At 42.1% G+C, this 23,999-nt stretch carries 21 protein-coding genes; 7 read left to right on the top strand and 14 right to left on the bottom strand.

Translation table 11 applies throughout. The annotated features are described in order from the left end of the window. Positions 1-27: 27 nt before the first annotated feature. The gene (locus JMY00_RS04555; protein WP_201579276.1) at positions 28-918 is read right to left on the bottom strand and encodes a fructose bisphosphate aldolase; all 891 of its coding nucleotides are present in this window, start codon (positions 916-918) and stop codon (positions 28-30) included. Positions 919-1,094: 176 nt separating this feature from the next. After that, a complete protein-coding gene (locus JMY00_RS04550) occupies positions 1,095-1,943 on the bottom strand; it encodes an EamA/RhaT family transporter (protein WP_201579275.1) in 849 nt (282 codons plus the stop codon). A 369-nt stretch (positions 1,944-2,312) separates the two neighbouring features. Here JMY00_RS04550 and JMY00_RS04545 point away from each other — a divergent pair, with 369 nt between their 5' ends. The 3 genes from JMY00_RS04545 (at position 2,313) to JMY00_RS04535 (ending at position 5,835) form a co-directional block, all read left to right on the top strand. Beyond that, positions 2,313-4,229: an ABC transporter ATP-binding protein gene (locus JMY00_RS04545; RefSeq protein ID WP_201579274.1), complete on the top strand. Its 1,917-nt coding sequence runs from the start codon at positions 2,313-2,315 to the stop codon at positions 4,227-4,229. A 77-nt stretch (positions 4,230-4,306) separates the two neighbouring features. Beyond that, positions 4,307-5,197, top strand: a complete 891-nt coding sequence (locus tag JMY00_RS04540; protein WP_201579273.1) for an alpha/beta hydrolase — start codon at positions 4,307-4,309, stop codon at positions 5,195-5,197. A gap of 20 nt (positions 5,198-5,217) precedes the next feature. Beyond that, on the top strand, positions 5,218-5,835 hold the full coding sequence (locus JMY00_RS04535) for an alpha-ketoglutarate-dependent dioxygenase AlkB (protein WP_201579272.1): 618 nt from the start codon (positions 5,218-5,220) through the stop codon (positions 5,833-5,835). A gap of 32 nt (positions 5,836-5,867) precedes the next feature. On the opposite strand, the gene JMY00_RS04530 is transcribed toward JMY00_RS04535, so the two are convergent. From JMY00_RS04530 to JMY00_RS04515, 4 genes are all read right to left on the bottom strand, one after another. Further along, a complete protein-coding gene (locus tag JMY00_RS04530; RefSeq protein WP_201579271.1) occupies positions 5,868-6,725 on the bottom strand; it encodes an EcsC family protein in 858 nt (285 codons plus the stop codon). A gap of 195 nt (positions 6,726-6,920) precedes the next feature. After that, on the bottom strand, positions 6,921-7,952 hold the full coding sequence (locus JMY00_RS04525; protein ID WP_201579270.1) for an NADP-dependent oxidoreductase: 1,032 nt from the start codon (positions 7,950-7,952) through the stop codon (positions 6,921-6,923). Positions 7,953-8,138: 186 nt separating this feature from the next. Then, positions 8,139-8,894, bottom strand: coding sequence for an endonuclease/exonuclease/phosphatase family protein (locus JMY00_RS04520; protein ID WP_102091367.1), 756 nt, complete (start codon positions 8,892-8,894; stop codon positions 8,139-8,141). Positions 8,895-9,117: 223 nt separating this feature from the next. Next, positions 9,118-10,230, bottom strand: coding sequence for a hypothetical protein (locus JMY00_RS04515; protein ID WP_191114503.1), 1,113 nt, complete (start codon positions 10,228-10,230; stop codon positions 9,118-9,120). 496 nt (positions 10,231-10,726) lie between these two features. On the opposite strand from JMY00_RS04515, the gene JMY00_RS04510 reads away from it, so the two are divergent. From JMY00_RS04510 to JMY00_RS04495, 4 genes are all read left to right on the top strand, one after another. Next, positions 10,727-12,922, top strand: a complete 2,196-nt coding sequence (locus JMY00_RS04510) for a M3 family metallopeptidase (protein WP_201579269.1) — start codon at positions 10,727-10,729, stop codon at positions 12,920-12,922. Next, positions 12,923-13,180: a YheV family putative metal-binding protein gene (locus JMY00_RS04505; RefSeq protein WP_201579268.1), complete on the top strand. Its 258-nt coding sequence runs from the start codon at positions 12,923-12,925 to the stop codon at positions 13,178-13,180. A gap of 142 nt (positions 13,181-13,322) precedes the next feature. Continuing rightward, entirely contained in the window at positions 13,323-13,871 is a 549-nt protein-coding gene (locus JMY00_RS04500) for a hypothetical protein (RefSeq protein ID WP_201579267.1), read from the top strand. A 34-nt stretch (positions 13,872-13,905) separates the two neighbouring features. Next, positions 13,906-14,469, top strand: coding sequence for a hypothetical protein (locus JMY00_RS04495; RefSeq protein WP_201579266.1), 564 nt, complete (start codon positions 13,906-13,908; stop codon positions 14,467-14,469). Between the two features lie 119 nt (positions 14,470-14,588). On the opposite strand, the gene pnp is transcribed toward JMY00_RS04495, so the two are convergent. From pnp to infB, 8 genes are all read right to left on the bottom strand, one after another. Next, entirely contained in the window at positions 14,589-16,691 is a 2,103-nt protein-coding gene (gene pnp / locus JMY00_RS04490; RefSeq protein ID WP_201579265.1) for a polyribonucleotide nucleotidyltransferase, read from the bottom strand. A gap of 689 nt (positions 16,692-17,380) precedes the next feature. After that, entirely contained in the window at positions 17,381-17,647 is a 267-nt protein-coding gene (gene rpsO / locus JMY00_RS04485; protein WP_045443035.1) for a 30S ribosomal protein S15, read from the bottom strand. A 388-nt stretch (positions 17,648-18,035) separates the two neighbouring features. Continuing rightward, positions 18,036-18,212: a hypothetical protein gene (locus JMY00_RS04480; protein ID WP_201579264.1), complete on the bottom strand. Its 177-nt coding sequence runs from the start codon at positions 18,210-18,212 to the stop codon at positions 18,036-18,038. Between the two features lie 113 nt (positions 18,213-18,325). Continuing rightward, entirely contained in the window at positions 18,326-18,487 is a 162-nt protein-coding gene (locus tag JMY00_RS04475) for a hypothetical protein (RefSeq protein ID WP_162799524.1), read from the bottom strand. Positions 18,488-18,580: 93 nt separating this feature from the next. Next, positions 18,581-19,105 (bottom strand): type 1 glutamine amidotransferase domain-containing protein, encoded by a 525-nt coding sequence (locus JMY00_RS04470; RefSeq protein WP_102078737.1) that lies wholly within the window; start codon positions 19,103-19,105, stop codon positions 18,581-18,583. Positions 19,106-19,491: 386 nt separating this feature from the next. Then, positions 19,492-20,583, bottom strand: coding sequence for a tRNA pseudouridine(55) synthase TruB (truB, locus tag JMY00_RS04465; RefSeq protein WP_201579263.1), 1,092 nt, complete (start codon positions 20,581-20,583; stop codon positions 19,492-19,494). A gap of 9 nt (positions 20,584-20,592) precedes the next feature. Further along, complete coding sequence (locus JMY00_RS04460; protein WP_102091359.1) at positions 20,593-20,982, bottom strand: ribosome-binding factor A; 390 nt, start codon at positions 20,980-20,982, stop codon at positions 20,593-20,595. Between the two features lie 201 nt (positions 20,983-21,183). Beyond that, complete coding sequence (infB, locus tag JMY00_RS04455) at positions 21,184-23,904, bottom strand: translation initiation factor IF-2 (RefSeq protein ID WP_201579262.1); 2,721 nt, start codon at positions 23,902-23,904, stop codon at positions 21,184-21,186. Between the last annotated feature and the right edge of the window lie 95 nt (positions 23,905-23,999).

Genomic DNA, 23,999 nt, shown 5'->3' with positions numbered 1-23,999 from the left:
TTATGTGCGAATTTTTATTTACTACGTTTACACTTTTGACGCTTCATAAATCTCTTCAATTGAAGCATTAATTGTCTCAGCAAACTCGCTATCACTTTGTTGCTTACTCAAGCCTTCAGTAAAGGCACGCGAGAAGCTCGCAATCATACCTGGGTTTTGTTTGAGCTTGGCACAAGCATCGCTACGACTATAGCCACCAGATAATGCCACTACTTTTAGCACTTTAGGATGGTCAATCAGCTCCTGATAAAACCCTGCTTCTTCTGGCAAGGTCAGCTTGAGCATCACTTGATGTTCGTCACTTAAGCGTTCCAGATTGCGTAGAATATCTGCCTTTAGTAGTAGCTCGCACTCATGCTTTTGAGTGCTATCAATATTGACCTCTGGTTCGACGATAGGCATCAAACCTTTTGAAATAATTTGCTTAGCCACATCAAACTGCTGCTGTACCACAAGCTCAATACCATCGACATTTGGCTCATAGATGACTGAGCGCATTTTAGTACCGAATACGGGATAGTTTTTTGCTTTATCTAATAATAGATCTAGATTCGGAATCGGCTTCATGACTTGTACACCGCTCATTTGCTCAGCCAGACCTTTATCTACCTTTAAAAATGGTACGATATTTTTATCTTCCCATAGGTAATTAGCCGTCGACTTACCGTTGACTTCGCGCTCCATGGTGTCTTCGAACAAAATTGCGCCAAGTACACGCTCACTATCAAAACAGTCACACGTCATAATACGAGCACGCATTTCATGAACCAAATCAAACATGGCCTCATCATTATCATAAGCATCGCTGCTGACACCATAAGTCTCTAACGCTTTTGGTGTACTGCCACCACTTTGATCAAGAGCAGCAATAAAGCCTGAGCTATTTTTTATACGCTGTAATTGCTTATCGTATTCCATTGAGCCTGCATCCTATTTTTATTGGTTAAGTTAACTATCATAAATTAAGCTTTTTTATTCCATACAAGCCGTGTTATTTGTAGATAACCTTATCATAGGATGATTTGTATGCCTATATAGGATACGTGACAATATAGCTAAAAAACCATGAAACCAATACTTTTGGACAGTGTGCATTACGCCAAAAATAGTACCCCTACACAGCAGACTGCCAATACTAAGCCTACTATATTGATACGGTTTAACTGCTCTTTAAATACACCTACGCCAATCAATGTCGCTACGGCAATAACGCCGACATTCATACCAGTGAAAACAATACTGGGAGAATCATGCAGCACTTGGTGTGCCCGTACATAGGCGTAGATATTGCCCATGTTTAGTGCACCAAGCAGCAAGCCTGTCATAAGCGCTTGTTTTTGCCAATGTACCCTTGTGACAAGTAAATAGATTAGCAGCAATATACCTGCTACGCCAAAACTAACCAGTAGAGTTAACGGAAAGGCCGCCCCTTGTTTGGCAACTTGTTTGAACAAGATATCAATAATGCCGTAGCCTGCCCATACCCCGAATAACCACAGTGGCGTATGCTTTGCTTGCCGAGTAATATCGTTATGCTGTGGTCGATAGACAAGCGCACCTAATGCCAAAAAGCCCAACGCCAGTCCAAGTATACGTGTACCAGTTAGCACCTCACCGAACAGCAAAAAAGCTGCTACGATAGGAATAATAAGTGATAAGCGCTGAGACGCGTCGGTTGCTACCATCCCCACCGCTTCAATGGCTCGCCCCAGAATGATAAATACGGCAGGCAATAGTACCCCAAGCGCGATGATGATGCCCCAAGCGCTATCAAGCGCATGAATGGTAGCTACATCAGGTTTTAGTAATACCCAAGTAAGTAAAAAAGCCACAGGATAGCCTGCCACGATGGTCTGACGAATATCTATATTTTTCTGGCGCAATATTTTCAAAAGTACGGAGACAGCGACGCTACATAGCACCGCTATTATTAAATACATCATTCACTGCTACCTTTTGAACTTCAATGTTGAGTTATTACTGTTCGTATATTTATAAAAACCATTAAATAAAATGCCCGCTAATCAGCTGATTTTCGCAATAAAATCATACTTATAAAAGCAATATTTAAACCATGAATAAGTTTGGATGTAGAATGTAACAAAATATGTTTTCCACAGCAACCTATTTATTATGGTTATAACTGAAGCTTTCAAAACATAGCTATTCTTAAGCAAATTACAATTAGCATGCAGGTATGATTAGTAATTTTGCTAAAATAGCACCTAATCCCAATCACAAAAGTAAAGATTCTAGATAACGAGTCCTCTCGTTCATCTTGACGTACTGCTATTGATGTTTTATTAATGCCTATGAATGCTTTATTTCGCTTTTTTGAAAACCGCCTACCCGCCTTTCCAGACACCCCTATGCCATTGCCATCACCTCGCGATGGCATGCTGAAGTTTTTGTGGGCATGTACCAATGGCCTACGCGGCTGGCTACTAATCTTTATGATTTTGTCCGCTGGTATCGGTATCTACGAGGCCATGCTGTTTGCTTGGATAGGTAATATCGTCGATTGGTTGGGCGTTTATACGCCGCAAAACTTATGGGTAGAAAAAGGCGATATGCTGCTCATCATGCTCGCTGTCATGATAGTAAGCCCATTGTGGATTGCCTTGTCATCGTTTATCCACTTTCAGACCTTGCAGGGCGTGTTTCCTATGCAGATGCGCTGGCGGTTCCATCAGCGCATGCTTGGGCAATCCATGCAGTTCTATCAGGATGAGTTTTCGGGGCGCGTCTCAGCTAAGGTAATGCAGACAGCGCTAGCAGTACGCGATACTGTGATGACCGTCACCGATATGTTTATGTATGTCTCTGTCTACTTTATCACCTCAGGGGTGATTTTGTTTAATTTAGACAGCTTACTACTCATTCCATTTGTCATTTGGCTGGTCTTGGTTGCCATCACCATTTGGTACTTTATCCCTAAGCTCAAGGAGACAGCGATTGTGCAAGCGGATGCTCGTGCCTTGATGACAGGGCGAATCACTGATGCTTATGCCAATATCATGACCGTAAAGCTATTTAGCCACTCTCGTCGTGAGCTTGGCTATGCTAAAAATGCCATGGGACAATTCTTAGGTACGGTACATGCGCAGATGCGCTGGGTCAGCTATTTAGAAGTATCGACCCATCTTATCAGCGTGATCTTGGTCAGTAGTACGGCAGGTATTGGATTGTACTTGTGGCAACAAGGCGCAGTTGGTGTTGGTGCCATTGCTGCTGCGACTGCTATGGCGTTACGTCTAAATGGTTTGACGCGTTGGATTATGTGGCAGACAGCCAGTTTGTTTGAGAGTATCGGTACAGTTCAAGATGGTATGCGTACGTTGTCAGCACCGCAGACAATCATTGATAAACCTGACGCACCAGCGCTAGCCGTCACGGACGGTCGCATCGTGTTCGACCATGTCGACTTCAGTTATGAGAATGACGAAGAAGACAATGGCCGAACTGGCGAGACTGTTGATAGTGCCAACATTGCTAAACGCGCTCCTAACTCATATATCAAATTGTTAGACAACTTCCACTTAGATATTAAGCCGGGTGAAAAGATTGGTTTGGTTGGGCGTTCAGGTGCTGGTAAATCGACCTTGGTCAATCTGTTACTGCGCTTTTTTGATGTCGATAGCGGTAAGATTCTGATTGATGGTCAAGCTATTGATGAGGTCACGCAAGAATCGTTACGTCAACAGATTGGTATGGTGACTCAAGATACGTCATTGCTACATCGCACCGTGCGTGAAAATATCGCCTATGGTCGTCCTGATGCTACTGACGAAGAGATTATGATCGCTGCCAAACAAGCTCAGGCATGGGATTTCATCAAAGATCTGTACGATGATAAAGGCAATACAGGACTTGATACCCAAGTGGGTGAACGCGGAGTCAAACTATCTGGCGGTCAACGTCAGCGTATCGCTATCTCACGTGTTATGCTAAAAAATGCGCCGATCTTACTTTTGGATGAAGCGACCAGTGCGCTAGATTCTGAGATTGAATATGCCATTACCGAAAGCTTAAATGACATCATGACTGGCAAGACCGTTATTGCTATCGCCCATCGCCTGTCTACTATTGCCGCATTGGATAGACTGGTCGTTATGCATCAAGGTAGCATCATCGAGCAAGGTAGTCATGATGAACTATTGGCATTGAATGGTGTCTACGCTCGACTGTGGCAACGTCAAAGCGGTGGCTTCTTAGGTGAAGACAACTAAGATTCATTAAGAGCAATCATAAGAAGACAATCTACAAAAAAATCACTCAAAATAAGTCACAAGGAAGTGTTTATTTTATGGAAGCATTCACAAACCGTATTAATCTTGGCGGAAAACAGGCTCGCTATTATGACCTTAGCCAATTTAATCAGTCGTTAGACTCAAGCTCTACTCCCCGCGCGCCAGCACATTTTTATAGTGGCAATAGTTTTACTGTTGGTACTTATACACCACTATTGAGTAAGCTATCCACCGAATTTGATATCAGCTCACTTGCTCTACGTGGCTACTGGTATGATAAGCCGCAGAGCCGTCGTCTGACGCGCGAGCAAGATGCTGATATGCTGATTGAGTTTTTAGAAAAGACCCAAGATAAGCCTGTCGTCGGTATTGGTCATTCGCAAGGCGCAACAGCCACAGCAATGGCAGCTGCCAAACGTCCAGAGCTATTTTCACAGTTATACTTGATCGAGCCTGTCACATTTACCAGAAACCAAACTACCTTATATAACCTTTTGCCACGCTCTGTCCTACTAAGCCGCGAGCCTTTCAAAAGCACGTTAACCAAGCAATCTACTTGGCCAAGTACCCATAGTTATTACGAGAGCCTACGTGCGCAGCGTGCTTATAAGCGTATCAGCGATGAGCATTTGCAAGTGTTTGCTGAGCAAAGCTTGAGCAAGAATGCAGATGGTAGCTATACGCTTATGTTTGCACCAGAACAAGAGCTGGCCAATTATTTTGGCGCCCCTCATATCGATGCTGCGCTCAAGAAACTACGCTGTCCTTACACGTTGATTACAGGCAAGCCTACCCTGTTCATCAATGATAAAGTACGAAAGCAATGGAAAAAGTTTGTCCCAGATAGCAGTCTTATTTCGCTGTCAGATTATGGTCATCTATTGCCAATGGAAGCGCCTGAACTATGTGCTCAAATTATCAACGAGCACTATCAAAGCAGTAAATAAGGATTTATAACGACTGAATTATGACTGACCTCTTTGCTCCTGCACCCACGGATAACTTACTACCCTATGATGGTAAGGTGAATGATCTAGGCGTGATTATCGACGATGCCACTGCCCTTTATAATACTCTACTAAATGAGCTACCTTGGCAGCCAGACATCGTGACGTTATTTGGTAAGACCCATATAACTACTCGGCAAATCGTTTGGATGGGAGATACAGATGCAGACTATCAATATTCAGGACACGTGCGGCAAACCGTTTCATGGTCAGATGTAGTGTTTCACGTGAAACAGAAAATCGAACAAGCTTTAGCAGATGTTGGCGTAACTGCCAATTTTAATACCTGCTTACTTAATTACTATCCTTCTGGCGCTGATGGTATGGGCTACCATGCTGATGACGAAAAAGAGCTCGGTCATCAACCAGTCATCACCTCCTTATCGCTTGGTGCAACACGTAAATTTGTTTTTAAGCATAAAAAAACTCAAGACAAAGTTGAACTTTATCTTGAGTCTGGTCAGCTCGTTGTGATGCATGGTGACACACAAACCTTTTGGAAGCATACGATTACTAAGACAAAGACGATCGATGCTGGGCGAATCAGTCTAACGTTTCGGCATATGCTTACATCTTGATACTATCGCTGACTTAACGAGTCATCTGATATTTATGCAATGCGATCCAAAAAACGCTCACGGTAACACTGATAAGCAGCTTCACACACATTAGCAGTGTAGCTAGCATTAACACCACCTGCGACTACTGCGCCTACCGCTGGAATGATTTGCGCCGCTTTTGTCTTAACGATGTTAGTGGCTACTTTAGTCGCTGTCTGACGCAGTACACGAGACACGACTTCTTCATTAATCTGATTGAATGCTTGAGTTTGTGGATCTTTAATCATTGCCTGAGTGTCATCTAACGCCGCTTTACGCTCTTCAACAGAGGCAGAAGTTGCTACAGCCAACAAAGACATAGCAAATAGCTGCTCGCCTTCATTATTGATATCAAAGCCATAGTACGTTGCATATTCCCCAATCGCACGTAGATTGGCTGTAATAAGCCCAACGACATCAGCAGGGATACCTGCCCAGCCTACGACCCCTGTAGTCACCCCTTGCGCACTGGTTAGCGCTACATATTTGCTTTTGAAAAACTTAACTTGTTTGTCTACAACCACAATGGGTAGACGTTTAATATCAGCTAGTGTTGCAATCGAGGAGCTATCAACATCCGCTATCTCTTGATAGCTATCAATAACGTCTTGAGTGTCCAATGTCCAATTGGCTGCATCACTCAAAGCAGTAATCGTTTCCTCAGTTGCTTTTTTTAGAGAATCGCCAAATTGTGGAGCCTCCATTAACGCATCACCGGCTGCTACCACAGGGGTATTAAGCACTGCGAGCGTCTTATCCAAAATCCCTTTATCAGGGTTCTTCCATGCTTCTATTTCTGCACGGACTTTGGATTCATAAGCAATGTGGTCATCTGTTTTTTCATTGCTGGTCTTATTGTTGATAGTCATATTATTCCCTTTATTAGTATCGTTCGCTTTCTATCCTATGATAAATAAGCGAAGACTACAGGGACGTTCTGTTGTCCAAAATAAAACTTTTGTATGATTTGTTAAATCATCAGTTAGGTTTACTGGGTTTCAACAGATATCCCCTTACTAATAAATCCTACCAAACACTACCTAATATTTGGGCAATCTTGACATTCACTCAGCTGCCGCTAAGACAATCTTGCCAAAAGCATCGCCTTTTTGTAGCTCATGGTGCGCTGCAACAACTTCTGAGAGTGGATAGGTTTTTTGAATCTTCAAAGTCAGCTTACCATCGGCCACTTCCTGTAAAATACGCGCCATATCTTGACCACTACGCTGCGCTTTGTAACCTGCTACTTCCAAGTCTTTTTGCTGACCGGCTTCTTTGAGCTTATCAACCCAGATAGTTGGCAACACATTTACTCGAGCACCTGTCTTGAGAACGCTAAGCGCGCGGACACCTGCTTCGTCACCGACTAAATCAAGCAGCACGTCGGCTTGTAGATCAGGAAACGCTTCATCTTTGGTATAATCTATCCAACCCGCCAGCTTAGATACGTCTATCAACTCATCAAGCTTGGCGTACTTTTCTGGTGAGCAAATTACCGTCACCTTGATGTTATCTTGTGCCACTTTATTCATGAGCAATTGGATTAGTAAATGACCAACACCACCTGCTGGTGCATTAATCACCACATGCTCGCCTGTTTTTATATCAGCAAAATCCACAAATTGTAGTGCCGTTTGTCCGATACAAGGCAAAGCACCTGCCTGCTCTAAAGTGACACCTTCTGGTACTTTCGCAAGCAACTTGGCATCTACTGCCACATATTGCGCGTAACCACCACCGCTAAAGGTCAAAGCCGCTACTCTATCGCCGACAGCAAACTCATCGCTATTACTGCTGACTACTTCGCCTGATACATCGAATCCTAAAATAGCTGGCTGATCATTCTCAAACTTGTCTTTACGGATGTTTTCCGCACCCCAGCCTTTACCTTGGCGGGTTTTATAATCGACAGGGTTAATCCCAGCATAGGCAATTTTTACCAGTACTTGGTCGTCCTGTAGCTCAGGGACATCAGCACCATCTTGATATTTCATTACTTCCGGCTCACCGAACTCGCGTATGAGTACGGCGTGCTGTGTCTTAGGTATGTTGTGGTTAGCTTGGTGATTATCATCAGTAGTAGACGCTGTTGCCATCGTAGAATATCCTTATATTTTGTTTATTAGGCTGTACTTGTTATCTATTTTATTGAAACGTTGTGCTGTTAATAGCACTTTCAATCGAGAACATGGTTAATCAATAATATGATCAATAAAGACAATTGTTCATATATCGATAGATTGCCAATATAATACATTTAGACGAATTATTATAGTTAGGTATTAGGGCAACATCAGCTCTGCACTAATGGGCAGGTGATCTGATAGCGATGACCAAGGTTTTCCAGTGTGTACCCAAGCATCCTTCACAAGCAAATTGCGCACGTAGATACGATCTAAGCTGAGTACTGGCAGTTTTGCGGGAAAGGTTGGCAACAGCTTGCCATGACAATGTTTGAACGCTTCTATCATACCGAGATCTGATGCCAGTTTGTCACAAGACATCTTTTTCCAATCATTAAAGTCGCCTGCCAAGATGAGCGGTTGATTCGGCGCAATCTCATTTCGAACATAGTCACTAATCGCTTGATACTGCTTGATACGATCCCGCTCAAACAAGTTCAAATGTGCGCACAGCACCACAACTGGCATCTCCCAACCGATAGGCTGTACCTCACAGTGCAGAACCCCGCGCTGCTCAAGCTTATTGACCGTAATATTTACATTGTGTTTGGGATCTAGCGGGAAGCGACTCAATACGGCATTGCCGTGATGGCCGTTTTCGTACTCTGAGTTTTTACCATAACTGTTTTGTAGATCTAAAAATTCGCCAAACCATTCATGCTGAGACTGATCTGGGTACTCGTTATACTGCATATTGCGTTTGAGGTTTTGGCCTTGCACTTCTTGCAAACACAAGACGTCTGAACCGACAGACTCTAGCGCCTGAGCAATACCTTGCATCTTCACTTGGCGATTCAGCGGTGACATGCCTTTGTGGATATTGTAGCTGGTTAAAACAAAAGAGGTGGTAGTCATAGTTTGGTTAGTTGTACGCTCATTATTTATGGAGTAAAGATCAATAGCTCAGCTACGACAACACCCATAGTGATGGTAATGACAGACATAAAAAGAGCACTGGCTCATACTGAACCAATGCTCCCATATTACACCTATGTATTATTAATGGCTAATTCATAAATGGCTGATTCATAAATGGCTGATTCATAAATGAACATCGCGCATAGGTGTCAGCGTCAGATTAGTATCGAGTTACTAACGCTATTGGTTGATCTTCGCCCATGATGTCTTGTGGCATAAATACAGCTTCGCCGCCATTATGAATGACGTGTTCGATGATTTCACCGATTGCATCATCTGTGATGCCTTCCGTAGTCGCATCATTGGCAGGGCTTAACGTTTGTGCTTTCTCGTCAATCTTAGCGGATTGTATATAACCACGGCGTACATAAAGTGTCTCACCAGCTCCTTGGAAAGCACTGCGATATACTTCCTGCAAATCAGTCTGCAACATATTCGCACCGCGAGCTTTATCTATTTCACCCAATGCAGCTTTGTGCAGCGATGTGCGATACTCTTCTACAGCTTCTTGCACACTGTCAACGATATGCTGTGCACTACCATCTTCTAGATTGGTCGCATTCGATACTGTAGCAATGATATTATCTGGACGATCGCAGACTTCTTTATAGTAGCCAATATTTTTTGCATCACCAACTATGACAAGAGGCATTTTATGCTCGCCCCACAATTCTTGGACACTTTTATCAACTTGGTTAAAGAATTCTTTTAAGTGACTGCTTTCGTTGTTTGATGAGCGATCTGAGCCACCGTCACCTGTTGTATATAGTCCGTTATTTTCAACAGGGAACTGAATGTTCTCCATGTTGTTTTGTGCATCGTCATCTTTATCGAACTCTCTCACGACGCGATCATTAGACGCTTCAATCAAACGAGCATTATCACGAGTTAGGACCACGGTATAGTAATGTACCGCACTTGCCATATCTCGAACCAAATCACGAGTAGCAAATCTATCTGAGATCACAACGCGTTCTGTTGTATCAATTGGCATACGGATAACTTGTACATCATCTGTGCTAGCAAATATAGCTAATGTATCGAGGTTATAATTGTGATTGAGCTCACTGATTTTATTTTGAATATTATCTAGAATGGTAGTCGCTGTGCGTTTATCGTACTCTTTTGTCAGACGATCTTCGGCAACTTTCAATTGGTTTTTTAGAGCGATAGGATCTTGCTCATTAGCTGGATGTTCACGATGCGTTTTAACAAAGATACTTACAGCAGGATTCGCTTTAGTTTCACGTAAACTTTTAAGAGTCGCTTTCATATATTGCTCCTTGTTTTATTATCGTTCATTTTTAACTTTATGTATTTCTTCACTCATATACTGTTATGAACATAGAAATTTCTGTCCGTGTTTTTCTTGCATCCTGTCGATGCATAATATTTAAATTCCATTATCTTGATGCTAACAGCTATACCCCACTCCCTGTAGGGTTAATTTGCAAGCAAATGATAGCGCTTTGTAAGTAGAGCACTCTATATTGTTAAAGAAATGCCTTAGCGAGCATAACTACACATTCAGATAATTATCTTAAGAAGTGGAATCTAAGTGTCAAAATTTCGATATTTACTTTCAGATTGCTAGCACTGCTTTACTCACTTGAATCGTATAAAAATGCTTAGGTTGTATTTTTACCAAACGAACCCATCTTTTATATAATCTATATATAAAATAAGAACACACTGTATATTTCAATAGTAGCCAGATTTATCTCATTCTCATTTTGATTAATAATAATTCATTGATATCGGATACCTATATGACACCTTCTCCTTTAGATTTACGCCTTGTCGATTTTACCGACACTGCACCACATACATTACAGAACCAAGTAATTGACGCTATTGATGCTGCCAATGCTTTTTTAGATACCTTAACCGCGATAGAAAGTGACAGTGCTGAAAAAATAAGCGCTGAACAAGCTTTGGCAGATGTGATGAGCTTTGACCATATCAATTTGGCATTAGATCGTAGCTGGGGTATTTTGTCGCATCTCAATAGCGTGATGAGCAACGATGAGATTCGTCATGTTCACCATGAGCTGCTACCAAAGCTATCTGCTTACGGTACGCGAGTGGGCCAACATCAGCCTTTGTTTAATCGCTATCAAACTATCGTCAATGACACAGATTTCTTTGCTACGTTAGAGCCTGCTCGTGCACGTGCAATCGAACTGGCATTACGTAGCTTTGAGTTATCAGGCGTTGCGTTACCTCAAGCTGAGCAAGAAAAGTTTGCCGCTATCCAAAGTGAGTTATCGACCCTGTCTGCAACCTTTTCGGACAATATCTTGGATGCGACGCAAGCATTTGCCCTGCCTTTAGAAGACTCTCAATTAAAAGGCTTAACAGAGAGTGGTTTGGCACTATTGGCAGATGCAGGTGAGCAATACAAAGCGCGTGAGCTTACTAATGGCACTCTGAGTCAAACAGATATAGATGCGCTTCCAACGCCTTATTATGTGGCCAGTTTAAATATTCCTGTATATCTAGCGATCATGACTCATGCGGACGATCGTAGCCTGCGTGAGACGTTGTATCATGCTTACGTCACACGCGCCTCTGAATTTGATACGCATACCAATGCAAAAGGAAACTCATTAAATAATGCTGACAATATGAGTCAAATCCTCTCATTACGTGAGCAAAAAGCCAAGCTACTTGGTTTTGCAAATTATGCTGAAGTATCGCTATCGACCAAGATGGCAGATAGCGTCTTAGAAGTTGAAACATTCTTACGTGACTTAGCAACGCAAGCAACCCCTGCTGCCAAAGCAGATTTGGCACAGCTACAGAAATACGCTAGCGATTATGGCATTGACGAATTGCAACCGTGGGATAGCGCCTACATCGCTGAAAAGGTAAAACAAAGTGAATTCAGCTTATCGCGAGAGGAAATTCGTCCATATTTCCCATTACCTAAAGTGATTAATGGCTTGTTTACTATCGTTGAGCGTCTATACGGTATCAAAGTACAAGAGCAAGGTCATAAGGATGCAGAAAGTGACTCAGTCTCTCGCTGGCATGACGATGTGAGTTTTTATCAATTATTCGACGCTGATGATCGCTTGCTCGGCGGCTTCTACTTTGACTTGTTTGCGCGTAGCGGTAAGCGTGGCGGTGCATGGATGAGTGGTTTTCAATCTCGCTATAGCTATGAAGAACAGAACCATCAACAGCTGCCCGTTTGCTTTATGGTTGGCAATTTCACGCCAGCACTTGATGGCAAACCTAGTTTATTGACTCATGATGAAGTATTAACCTTATTCCACGAGTTTGGTCATGGCTTACATCATTTATTGACTCAAGTGATGGTGGGTGATGTCGCTGGTGTCAATGGCGTCGAGTGGGATGCGGTCGAGCTTCCTAGTCAGTTTATGGAAAACTGGGCTTGGGACGCTGAAGGTATCGCGCTTATCAGTAGTCACGTTGAGACTGGTGAGCCATTACCTAAAAACAAGCTCGATGCACTACTAGCAGTCAAAAATTTCCAAAGCGGCATGCAAACGCTGCGTCAGATTGAGTTTGCTCTATTTGATTTACTCATTCATGCTCATACGCCAGCACTTAGTTACGATGGTATTTTAGAGACGCTCAATACTGTCCGTCATGATATCTCCGTTATGCAAACACCTGACTATAACCGCTTTGCTAATGGTTTCAGTCATATCTTCGCGGGTGGTTATGCTGCAGGTTATTACTCATACAAATGGGCAGAACTGCTATCAGCTGATGCGTTTAGCAAGTTTGAAGAAGACGGTATTTTCAACCCAGCGACAGGCAAAGCGTTCCGTGAGTCTATCTTATCTGTTGGCGGCAGTTTCCCAGCGAAGACCAACTTTGAAAACTTCCGTGGTCGTAGCGCCAGTATCGACGCCCTACTACGTCATAATGGTTTCACTGATGTTAAAAATATTGATGCGGCAAATACTCAAACGACTCGCGAGGTCATTTAAATGCGTTATCAGTCACCTAGTCCTAAGCGCCGATTTTTAGCAGGGGTACGTTGTCCAAAATGTCAGGAGATGGACGCTGTGGTGCAAGTTAATATCGTGACTCCTGCCCCAGATGAGTATATTGAATGTACTCAGTGCGGACACACAGAGCACCGTCCCGATCCTGATGCCATTAGCGCAAAGAACCATTTAGAAGATCAAATGGCTCGCGATGCGATGGCGACTGGCACCAGCGGTACTGTAAAATTTAAGTCTTAGCGATTTAGTTTTCATACTTAAAAACAGATTAAATCCTTTATTATTTAATGGTCTATTAAGCCTATCTATCAATAGATAGGCTTTTTATTTTGAGTTTGCTATAGTATGGCTACTTATATTCTTGACATGAATCGATCATAATATGAAACCAGACAACATCCGGCCTTCATCAACCCGCGCTTCCAAGAAAAAACAGACTAAAACACGTCAGAAAATTCTGGCAGTACTTATCTCCATATTGTTACTTATCGTCGTTGTCTACCTTATCGTAGGAAGATCTGGCACTCAGTCCATACTCCCTGTAGATGACGCCACTTCGGCACCAGTAACTGAGCAAACGCCGAAAGAGTCAACAACAGACAATATATCTGAGACAACAGATGACTCTGTGATTAACAATAGTGTGCTCATGGATGAAAACTCTGGAGCAGCCAATAATGACAATAACGCGATACCAAATCCTACTGCTATATTAGATGCGCCTCTACCAGAAAATGATAGCTTGGCGAAAGAAGAGATTGATCGTTTAGAAGATGAGCGTCAGCGACTGGCCGAACAAGAAAAGTTAGCCGCTGAACAAGTGGCTATGAATAAGCAGTTGACTGATATGAAGGCAGAACAAATTGCGCTACTCGAACAACAAATTGCTCAGTTAGAAGCAAACGACTCTAATAAAGCGACGGTTCAATAACCGTATACTTGATTTGGTTATAGAGAGGCTTACGATGGCGATTTTGCAATTCACACATGCCTCTATTTTAAATAGCAATGCACAGCTGCTTGTTTTACCTGTCAACAATACTGGTATCGTTTTAGATCCTGTACTCACACGAGCGAAAACTCTATTTCCTGATAACTATAGTCACTATCATCGTGCATGCCGCGATGGTAGTCTGAATGTTGGTAGCTGCTTACTTAATAAGCGTACACGTGAGCAGGTCGGACTTGGTATCAGTAGTAACGGTAACCAGCCAAACTATATTGCCAACCTTGTGATATCAAACCATCCTTATCATCCAGCGCGCATACGTTGGCTGACTGCTGCTTTGATTGATTTACAACAGCAAATAATACCGCTTATACGTTACCAAGGCATACGCAGAGTTGCATTGCTTGCGCGGCCGCTTATCTCAGGCAAACCACGTGATCTCGTATTCAATGAAAATACTACAGTAGATACCCTGGCCTTAGACTGGCATGCTGATACTTTGCCATTACTGACTGAGTACTTACAAGACCTACCAAAACTTCGTATCGATATACATATTCCTAAAAGCATTGATTTATAAATGGCCTTTTAGCTAGCCAGTCATCGTCCTTTTGAGCATACAAAAAAACCGCCTTGAATACTCATAACGAGCATTTCAAGGCGGTTTTTTATTACTTAAACCACATCAGATATTGAGTATTAGTTCTGCTCAACACCTTTCATAGTTAGTTTGATACGACCACGGTTGTCAACGTCTTGTACGAGCACTTTAACGATTTGGCCTTCTTTTAGGTAGTCTGATACATTCTCTACGCGCTCTTCTGCGATTTGTGAAATATGTACTAGGCCATCCGTGTTTGGCAAGACATTTACAAATGCACCGAAGTCGACGATACGAGCAACGGTTCCTTCATAAGTTTTACCAACTTCAACTTCAGCAGTTATTGCTTCGATTTTACCGATAGCGGCTTTAGTCGCTGCTTTGTTTTCACCAAAGATACGAATCGTACCAGCGTCATCGATATCGATAACCGCACCAGTCTCTTCGGTTAGCTGACGGATAGTTGCGCCGCCTTTACCGATAACGTCACGAATCTTGTCTGGGTTAATTTCGATAACCGCGTAGTTTGGTGCATGAGCATTGATTTCAGTACGGCTCTCAGGCAATACTTGGTTCATTGCTTCTAGGATATGGATACGACCTGCATGGGCTTGTTTAAGCGCTTGCTCCATGATGTCAGGGGTAATACCTTCGATTTTGATATCCATCTGAAGTGCAGTGATACCATTTTTAGAACCGGCTACTTTAAAGTCCATATCACCTAGATGATCTTCATCACCCAAGATGTCTGACAATACAGCAAAACGATCGCCTTCTTTAACCAAACCCATCGCGATACCAGCCACTGGTGCTTTTAATGGTACGCCTGCGTCCATCAATGCCAGACTTGCACCACAAACAGAAGCCATAGAAGATGAACCGTTAGATTCAGTGATTTCTGATACCACACGAATCACATACGGGAAACGCTCACTATCTGGCAACATCGCTTGTACACCGCGGCGTGCTAGACGACCATGACCGATTTCACGACGTTTTGGAATACCTTCACGGCCCGTTTCACCAACTGAGAAATGTGGGAAGTTATAATGCAGCATGAAATGGTCACGAATCGTGCCACCTAGTGAGTCAATCATGTTGACGTCACGGCTGTTACCAAGTGTGGTAGTAACCAATGCCTGCGTCTCACCACGTGTGAACAATGCTGAACCATGCGTATATGGCAATACACCAACTTGTACGTCAAGCGCACGAACTGTCTCAGGGTCACGACCATCGATACGCGGCTTACCTGACAAGATGTTGTCACGAACAGTACGATATTTAAGGTCGTTATAGATTTCTTTAAGCTCAGATACGGTATCAGCATAAGTTTCTGACTCAGCATCACCAGCAAGTACATCAATAATTGACTGCTTAATTTCATCAAGCTTCGTGTAACGTGTTTGCTTATCAGTAATGGTATAAGCGTCAGCAACTTGCTCGCCGAACTGCTCTTTCATGCTGCTAGTAAGTGCTTGATCACGCTCAGGAGCAGAGTATTGCTGCTTAGCAGTACCGATTTCTTCAGCCATTGACGCAATGTTATCAATGACGATTTGTTGTTGCTGATGACCATACAATACTGCACCTAGCATCTGGTCTTCTGACAGCTCTGCCGCTTCAGATTCAACCATTAATACCGCAGACTTAGTACCAGCTACAACCAAGTCTAGATCACTGGTTTCAAGCTGCTCAGACGTTGGGTTTAGAACGTATTCACCGTTAATGAAACCAACACGAGCAGCAGCAACAGGACCATTAAATGGCGCATCAGAGATAGCTAGTGCTGCTGAAGCACCGATTAGTGCAGCGATATCTGCAGACTGAGTTTTATCTGATGATACAACTGTTGCAGTGATTTGGATTTCGTTTACGTAGCCTTCTGGGAATAGCGGACGAATCGGACGGTCAATCAAGCGTGAAGTTAAAGTTTCAAATTCGCTCGCACGGCCTTCACGTTTGCCGTAGGCACCTGGGATTTTACCCGCTGCATACATTTTTTCTTGATAATTAACCGTTAGCGGAAAGAAGTTTTGACCTTCTTTAGCTTCTGATTTTACGACTGCTGCAACTAATACTGTTACGCCGCCCATATGTACTAAGATAGAGTTTGCTTGACGGGCAATACGGCCTGTCTCGATAACAACCTGCTGGTTGCCATACTGAAATTCACGCTTAATGGTGTTGAACATTGTCATATAATCTTCCTAATGTTGACTGACAAAACTGATATCAGCGTCAAAAAAGCTGATATCTGTCATTAAAATTCTGTGTATATGGCTATCAGTTGACATGTTTTCTATTAAAAATCATCGCAACCAATGCCAATAACGTTACTTGGTTATCTCATATATTTGTCTGAGTTAGACATCGTACTATTATGTATATTCGGTCGTGCAATTTTGGCTTTACTATAAATACTATCAAAAAGACATTAAGTCAAAAGACTTCGATGCTAAAAACCCTATAGGCTATTTTCTGAACTTTCAAATATCAGCTATCTGCGCTGATTACCAAGCCAAATAATAAATATTTTATCAATAATCGCCATATCTGTAGCAGATGCGCTATCAAGCTCACAAGGCATTATTTTACAGTGATTTATAGCCATTGACCAATTAATTGCACAGTAGCGCAATTATCGTCAGGAAATACCGTACTTGAGACTTGGTTAGTACAGTTTGTACCAATATCCCTCTTAACGATTCTATAGAAGGAGTTATAGCTCTTACTATTTGAACACGGTATCTAAAACGAATAAGCATAAAAAAACGGCGTGAAACTATTCCACACCGTTTTTGGAAAAATCTATTTTATCGATAACAACAAACAAGTTCCAAGCGATTTAGCAAAAAATTTAGCATCCACTCGTACTATTGTCGTTAGATTAACGACGTAGACCTAACTGGCTGATTAGAGTAGTGTAACGACCAAGGTCTTTACCTTTTAAGTAATCAAGCAGTTTACGACGCGTGTTAACCATACGGATAAGACCGCGACGGCTATGATGGTCAGCTTTGTGTGCTTTAAAGTGATTCTGCAAATCATTGATACGAGCACTCAACAAAGCTACTTGAACTTCTGGAGAACCAGTGTCATTTTCGCCACGTTGGTATTGAGCGATGATTTGTTCACGATCGGTATTAGTTAGCATAAATATCTCCGGCAATGCTAAAAACTTTAAAAAACGGACTACAATTTGAGTCAGTATTAAAGCAATAGAATAATAAATAAAATAACTTGTACGCCATTCAGGACAACCCTGCATTACTAGAGTTGACCTAGTGTACGACAAGCTCGGTTAACAACCATTTAATATATTTTAAATCGTACATTGTATTTAGCTATAGCACTACTTAATCAAAGTAATGGGCTAGTTACAGTACATCATTCAAAACCTAATTTAAATGTGGGGGTAATTATAACAAAAAACTGCTGAACTAGCAGCAGTTTTTCATAATACTTGTAAAGCGACATTTAATTTCTAATAACTAGTATTTAATAGATAACTATCTATTAAGAGCCTACCTAGGCTACTTAGGCTACTTATTAGCGTCAGACTCTGTCGCATTGCCGCCTAGTTCATCATCTTCAAGAGGCGCGGCAGTAGTCACTTCCGCTAGACTGTCTGGGGCGGTATGCTCACTTGGATTGATTTCTTCTGCAAGCTTTTCAATCTCTTTTTCTTGCTTGTCCATATTGTTCGGTGAATTACTCATATTAGCTCCTGAATTATTATTTTGTGGACTAACTGTCGTTGCACTCATCGATCATAAGACGTGCAAACTATAAACATATCGATGCCACCTATTATAGGTGGCATATTAAAAACCTACTTATCTTCTTTCGCATTTTCTAAGTTAGCTGCGATACGTTCTGCTGCTGCTTCGCTGTTTTCACTATGATTGTCTTCAGTTTGACCTTTAAGCGCTGCTTCTGCTGAATCAGAACGTTGTTGCTCAAGCTTGGTGTCATTTGGATTAGAATTTGACATAGTATCTTCCTTAGTTATGGTTATAAATATTAATTGTACAGAGTTAAGATTTAGTAGTACTTAATTAAATTTTTTTAGTTAGAAGCCAAAGTTCTAAGATAATGCTTTATCTATGGCATCAACAAAATTGGGTATATCATCTGGGTTACGCGAAGTAATAAGATTACCATCTACCTGAACTGTCTTATCTACGTAGTTTGCTCCAGCATTTTCTAGATCTAATTGCAAAGTAGGATAAGCGGTAAGGGTTTTGCCTTTAGCAATACCTGTATTGATGAGAGCCCAAGGAGCATGACAAATAACAGCTAGTGGCTTTCCTGCTTCATTAATAGCATTGATAATTTGATGAGCCTTTTCGTTACCACGAATAGTATCAGCGTTGACAGTACCACCTGGTAACACCAATGCATCATAGTCAGAAACGTTAGCATCTTCTACAAAGATATCAGCAGTAAAAGTATCACTCTTATCTACGTCTTGCTGCATGGCTTGCACTTCTTTTTTATCATTTGTTGTTATGAGAAGTGTTTTATAGCCTTTGTCTTTTAGCTGATTATTGACGTCTTCATACTCTGCTTGTTCAAAGTGGTTATGTAGTAAAAAAGCGATCGTTTTCATAACTTTCCTTCTTCTTATCTATTAGTTTTTGTGAGCCAGTATATTTTTATAAGTTAGTTTTATTATTGTTTGGCAGTACATTCTCCTTTGAACTATTTTATTTTTGTTCAAATGCGTCCTTTCTGCATTGGTTTTTACTTTTAATTGTTTATCGTTTTAGTTATTAACCTTATGGCAATTTTTTATTTTTATAATATTTGTCCGTTTTATTTTTTAACTCAGCATTCCCTATCTGATGAATCTAGAGTACAAAAAAAACAGGTTTCACCATAGGCGAAACCTGCAATAAAATGTGACGGTATGTGATTAGTGTAAACTATTAGTAAATCAAGCCAATATTAGGTGGTAGTTTCTCTATTTAAGTAGCATTGATGAAAACTTTACTATTAGCGCTGAATCAATTTCTTAGGTTGTAGACGTCCGTTTAAGCTCACAGACCCCAAACCGAGAAATTCTCCCTGCTCATTGAGTAAACGTATATCAATAGGTATTTCATGCTCTAGGAGCTGAGGCGCATCAAGACCAATATTAGCTTTACTGTGAGTACTAGCATCATCATTAATATCGACAGAGCTATTCTTAGACAGCTGGTCAGAAACCATTCTAGCAACATAATCCTTGAGCTTACCTGTTAGCTCATCAAATACGTTTAAGCGTTGCCCCATATGTACGCGGGCGCATTGTTCCTCTGTCAGGGTTAGCTCAGCATCGATATCAATACAAGCATCGATGGGCAGTAGCCAAGACTGTCGCTCCTCTAAACCATGCTCTTCTAATGAAGATAAAGCGATCGCATCATCAATGTTAAAGCTCCCTACTTGTGTACGACGCAATGCCGTCAAATGTCCTAGCGTACCTAGCTGCTTTGCAATATCTTCCGCTAATACACGTACGTAAGTACCTTTAGTACAAGTAACCATTAGATTAATCTGGGTATCATCTATCATCTGTAGATTGATTGCTTTAATCGTGATATCTCTAGGCGGTCTATCAACCTCAATACCAGCGCGAGCATATTCATACAGTTTTTTGCCATCTTTTTTTAGCGCTGAATACATCGGAGGTATCTGCTGCTGAGCACCCAAAAACTGCTGGACAATAGTCGCCAATGATGCTTCGTCAAATACGGGAATAGATGCCTGCGTTACGATTTGACCATCAGCATCACCAGTATCGGTTTGACTACCTAGCAAGATAGTCGCTTGATAAGATTTATCAGCATCCAGTTGATAATGGCTAAACTTGGTGGCTTCACCCAAACAAATAGGCAACAGGCCAGTTGCCATCGGATCAAGCGTCCCTGTATGCCCTGCCTTTTTACTATCGTGTATCGGTGATTTAAATAAATACTTCACTTTTGACACGACTTGCTGCGAGGTCATACCTTTGGGTTTATCCACCAATATGACACCTGAAACTTTTACTTTTTCAGGTAATTTATTGGCTTTTTTATCAACTTGCTTAGACGCTATAGACATAATAATAATTTACTCGTCATTCTCGTTTTGCTCAGTTTTAGTCACGGCCTTACTAATCAAGTCCATCATATAGTTACCACGAGCCGTTACTTCATCATAATGAAAACGTAAGCGCGGCGTAGTACGTGTTTTTAAGCTATGGCTTAGTTCCGTACGCAAAAACCCTGCTGCTTTATTCAATACTTTGATACTTTCTTCATGATTGGTCTTGTTCATAGAATCATTGAGCTCAGGCTCCATGATAGTGACATAGACGTCCGCATAGCCTAAATCTGGGCTAACTTTGACACTAGAGATTGTGACAAAACCCGTTAGACGAGGGTCATTGACTTCATCACGAATAAGAACAGCAAGCTCACGCTGAATCTGATCCGATAATCTTTGTAAACGTTGGTTCATGTTATTACCTTACTTTAATGGGCTTATTTTATTACTGTATAAATCTGCTGATTAATAAATGTTGCACTGATATGTGCTAAAAAAGGCCTAGCAGGATGTACCTGTTAGGCCTAAGTACAGCTGAATATTAGCAAAGTATCTAAACAGCTCAGCGGATTACGCATATTGCATTAAGACATACTCTGCTATCGAACAGCAGCTTTAGATAGTACGTGCGAACTCTTGGATTTCAAAGACTTCGATCTTATCACCAGCTTCAACATCATAGCCACGAACGGCCAGACCACATTCCATACCAGTACGTACTTCATTAACGTCTTCTTTATAACGACGCAATGATTGCAATTGACCAGTAAAGATAACTTGATCATCACGCAATACGCGGATAGGTTTGTTGCGATAAATTGTACCTTCAACCACCATACAACCAGCAGCAGCACCGAACTTACTAGAACGGAATACTTCACGAACGTCTGCGACACCAAGGATTTTCTCACGATGTTCAGGAGCAAGCATACCGCTCATTGCTGATTTAACATCATCGATCAAACCATAGATTACGCTATAGTAGCGAATATCCATGTTAGCAGTGTCTGCTTTGCGACGTGCGGTAGCATCTGCACGAACGTTAAAGCCTAAAAGTACCGCTTCACTAGATTCGGCAAGGGTTACGTCAGACTCAGAGATAGGACCAACGCCTGAACTGATAACTCTGACTTTTACTTCGTCAGTAGACAATTCATTTAGGGCAGCTAGTAGTGCTTCAAGTGAACCACGTACGTCTGTTTTTAGTACGATATTCAAGAATGACACATCGCCTTGGCCCATCTGATCAAACATGCTTTCCAAACGCATCGCATTTTGACGTTCGAGTTGACGCTCACGGTTGGTTCTAAAGTCCGCAACTTCACGAGCTTTTTTCTCATCCGTTACAACTAGGAACTCACTACCAGCAGCAGGTGTTTCAGGTAGACCCAAAATCTCTACAGGAATAGAAGGACCAGCTGATTTAATACGTTGGCCATGCTCATCGGTCAATGCACGAACTTTACCATAGTGCTCACCAGCTAGAACCAAGTCGCCTTGTTTCAATGTCCCTTTTTTCACTAGGACACTAACGACAGGACCACGACCTTTTTCAAGTCTCGATTCAATAACCACACCCTGAGCAGCACCGTCTAATGGCGCTTCTAGTTCCATTAGCTCAGCTTGCAAGCTAATGAACTCTAGCAAGTCTTCGATACCTTCGCCTGTTTTGGCCGAGATACGAGCCATTGGTGTATCGCCACCCCATTCTTCTGAAACAACTTCTTTCGTCGTTAATTCATTAAGAACACGGTCAGGATCAGCGCCTGGCTTATCCATTTTGTTGATAGCAACAATAATTGGCGTACCAGCTGCGCGTGCATGATCAATTGCTTCTGCTGTTTGTGGCATCATGCCATCATCAGCTGCAACCACCAATACAACGATATCAGTCGCTTGAGCACCACGTGAACGCATTGCGCTAAACGCTGCGTGACCTGGAGTATCAAGGAAAGTAATAACACCGCGATCAGTTTTTACATGGTAAGCACCGATATGCTGTGTAATGCCACCCGCTTCACCATTCGCAACTTTCGTTTCACGAATTTTATCTAGTAGTGAGGTCTTACCATGATCAACGTGACCCATGATAGTCACTACTGGTGGACGAGTCTGGATGTTGCTGCTACGCTCATCAACTGCGTACTGTAAGTCATCTTCGACTTTAGTATCACTAACTGGTACTGGGTTGTGACCCATCTCTTCAACAAGCAAGCTTGCGGTTGCTTGATCAATCGTATCTGACTCACGAGCCATTTCACCCATTTTCATAAGTAATTTGGTTACTTCGCGAGCTTTAACCGCCATACGCTGAGCAAGATCGGCAACTGAAATTTGCTCACTAATCTCGACATCATAGACGATTTTTTCAACAGGTTTTTCAAATTTATGCTGTGATGCTTGAGTTGAACGCAAACCGTTTTTGCGATTTTTGATTTCACGCTCATCTTGGTTCTTACGACGACGACCACGAGTACCAGTACTGTTCGAACCACGTTTGATTTCGCGACGCTCTTTTTCGAAAGACTCTTCTAATGCATCACCGACCAAACCTTCAGCCAATGGCTCATCTTTACGTACTTCAGTAACAGGCTCACGATCTGTATATTTACCAGCCATCTTGCGCATTTGCTCAAGTGTACGCTTTTGCGCTTCTTCAGCTTGTGTGCGGCGGGTTTCTAATTCGATTTCACGCAGACGCGCTTCTTCTTTCTCACGAGTCTCGCGAGCTTTACGCTCAGCAGCGGTTTCAACTTTAGGCTTAGTTGCAGCAACTTTCTTCTTCGGCTGTTCTTTAGGCTTAACTTCAGCCTTCGCTTTACCGCCTTTTTTGACAACAACTGATGTAGAAATATCATCGTTTTTGTCGTCTGATTTTTTGCTAGAGCCTAAGCTTGCGCGCATTGCTGCTAGCGTTGCTGCTTGACGCTCTTCCGCTTTTTTCTTAGTAGCGGCACGTTCTTCAGCTTCTTTTGCTGCACGTTCTTGAGACTCAATTAGAGCCTGCTCACGAGCGGCTAGTTCTTCAGCCATCTTTTCTGGATCAGGCTTTTCGAATACTTTCTTTTTACGCACTTCTACATTGACGCTCTTAGATTTACCAGAAGAGCCGGTCACACGTGCAGTACTGGTCGTCTTAGATTTAAGACTAATACGACGCTTTTCTTGTTGACCATGACTTTGCTTTAAATACGTCACCAGCTTTTCTTGCTCAAGCTCGGTGACTAGGTCATCCTCTGCGCGAGCAGGCAGGCCAGCATCTACTAATTGCTGCTTTACAGCATCTGTAGTTTTGCCTACCATTTCTGCCAGTTCTTTGACGGTCTTATCTGCCATTTATTATCACCTACTGTCTATTATTTGCTATATGTTCAATTCAGTTGTTGGCTACAAATGATTGGGTTAAGGCTGATACTTATAAATAGATATCA

Origin of the sequence: Psychrobacter sp. Pi2-52, assembly GCF_904846705.1 — a bacterium.
In the GTDB taxonomy this organism is placed as follows: Bacteria; Pseudomonadota; Gammaproteobacteria; order Pseudomonadales; family Moraxellaceae; genus Psychrobacter.
Note: the sequence above shows the minus strand (reverse complement) of the source record. Positions and strands in the feature narration are given on the sequence as shown.

What these genes read in the sequence shown, in the direction of transcription:
- JMY00_RS04545 (WP_201579274.1), top strand. Translation starts at nt 2,313, where the DNA reads ATGAATGCTTTATTTCGCTTTTTTGAAAACCGCCTACCCGCCTTTCCA.
- JMY00_RS04510 (WP_201579269.1), top strand. Translation starts at nt 10,727, where the DNA reads ATGACACCTTCTCCTTTAGATTTACGCCTTGTCGATTTTACCGACACT.
- JMY00_RS04525 (WP_201579270.1), bottom strand. Translation starts at nt 7,952, where the DNA reads ATGGCAACAGCGTCTACTACTGATGATAATCACCAAGCTAACCACAAC.
- JMY00_RS04530 (WP_201579271.1), bottom strand. Translation starts at nt 6,725, where the DNA reads ATGACTATCAACAATAAGACCAGCAATGAAAAAACAGATGACCACATT.
- JMY00_RS04550 (WP_201579275.1), bottom strand. Translation starts at nt 1,943, where the DNA reads ATGATGTATTTAATAATAGCGGTGCTATGTAGCGTCGCTGTCTCCGTA.
- pnp (WP_201579265.1), bottom strand. Translation starts at nt 16,691, where the DNA reads ATGACAATGTTCAACACCATTAAGCGTGAATTTCAGTATGGCAACCAG.
- JMY00_RS04515 (WP_191114503.1), bottom strand. Translation starts at nt 10,230, where the DNA reads ATGAAAGCGACTCTTAAAAGTTTACGTGAAACTAAAGCGAATCCTGCT.
- JMY00_RS04535 (WP_201579272.1), top strand. Translation starts at nt 5,218, where the DNA reads ATGACTGACCTCTTTGCTCCTGCACCCACGGATAACTTACTACCCTAT.
- JMY00_RS04540 (WP_201579273.1), top strand. Translation starts at nt 4,307, where the DNA reads ATGGAAGCATTCACAAACCGTATTAATCTTGGCGGAAAACAGGCTCGC.
- JMY00_RS04520 (WP_102091367.1), bottom strand. Translation starts at nt 8,894, where the DNA reads ATGACTACCACCTCTTTTGTTTTAACCAGCTACAATATCCACAAAGGC.
- rpsO (WP_045443035.1), bottom strand. Translation starts at nt 17,647, where the DNA reads ATGCTAACTAATACCGATCGTGAACAAATCATCGCTCAATACCAACGT.
- JMY00_RS04555 (WP_201579276.1), bottom strand. Translation starts at nt 918, where the DNA reads ATGGAATACGATAAGCAATTACAGCGTATAAAAAATAGCTCAGGCTTT.
- JMY00_RS04480 (WP_201579264.1), bottom strand. Translation starts at nt 18,212, where the DNA reads ATGAGTAATTCACCGAACAATATGGACAAGCAAGAAAAAGAGATTGAA.
- JMY00_RS04500 (WP_201579267.1), top strand. Translation starts at nt 13,323, where the DNA reads ATGAAACCAGACAACATCCGGCCTTCATCAACCCGCGCTTCCAAGAAA.
- JMY00_RS04470 (WP_102078737.1), bottom strand. Translation starts at nt 19,105, where the DNA reads ATGAAAACGATCGCTTTTTTACTACATAACCACTTTGAACAAGCAGAG.
- JMY00_RS04495 (WP_201579266.1), top strand. Translation starts at nt 13,906, where the DNA reads ATGGCGATTTTGCAATTCACACATGCCTCTATTTTAAATAGCAATGCA.
- JMY00_RS04505 (WP_201579268.1), top strand. Translation starts at nt 12,923, where the DNA reads ATGCGTTATCAGTCACCTAGTCCTAAGCGCCGATTTTTAGCAGGGGTA.
- infB (WP_201579262.1), bottom strand. Translation starts at nt 23,904, where the DNA reads ATGGCAGATAAGACCGTCAAAGAACTGGCAGAAATGGTAGGCAAAACT.
- JMY00_RS04460 (WP_102091359.1), bottom strand. Translation starts at nt 20,982, where the DNA reads ATGAACCAACGTTTACAAAGATTATCGGATCAGATTCAGCGTGAGCTT.
- JMY00_RS04475 (WP_162799524.1), bottom strand. Translation starts at nt 18,487, where the DNA reads ATGTCAAATTCTAATCCAAATGACACCAAGCTTGAGCAACAACGTTCT.
- truB (WP_201579263.1), bottom strand. Translation starts at nt 20,583, where the DNA reads ATGTCTATAGCGTCTAAGCAAGTTGATAAAAAAGCCAATAAATTACCT.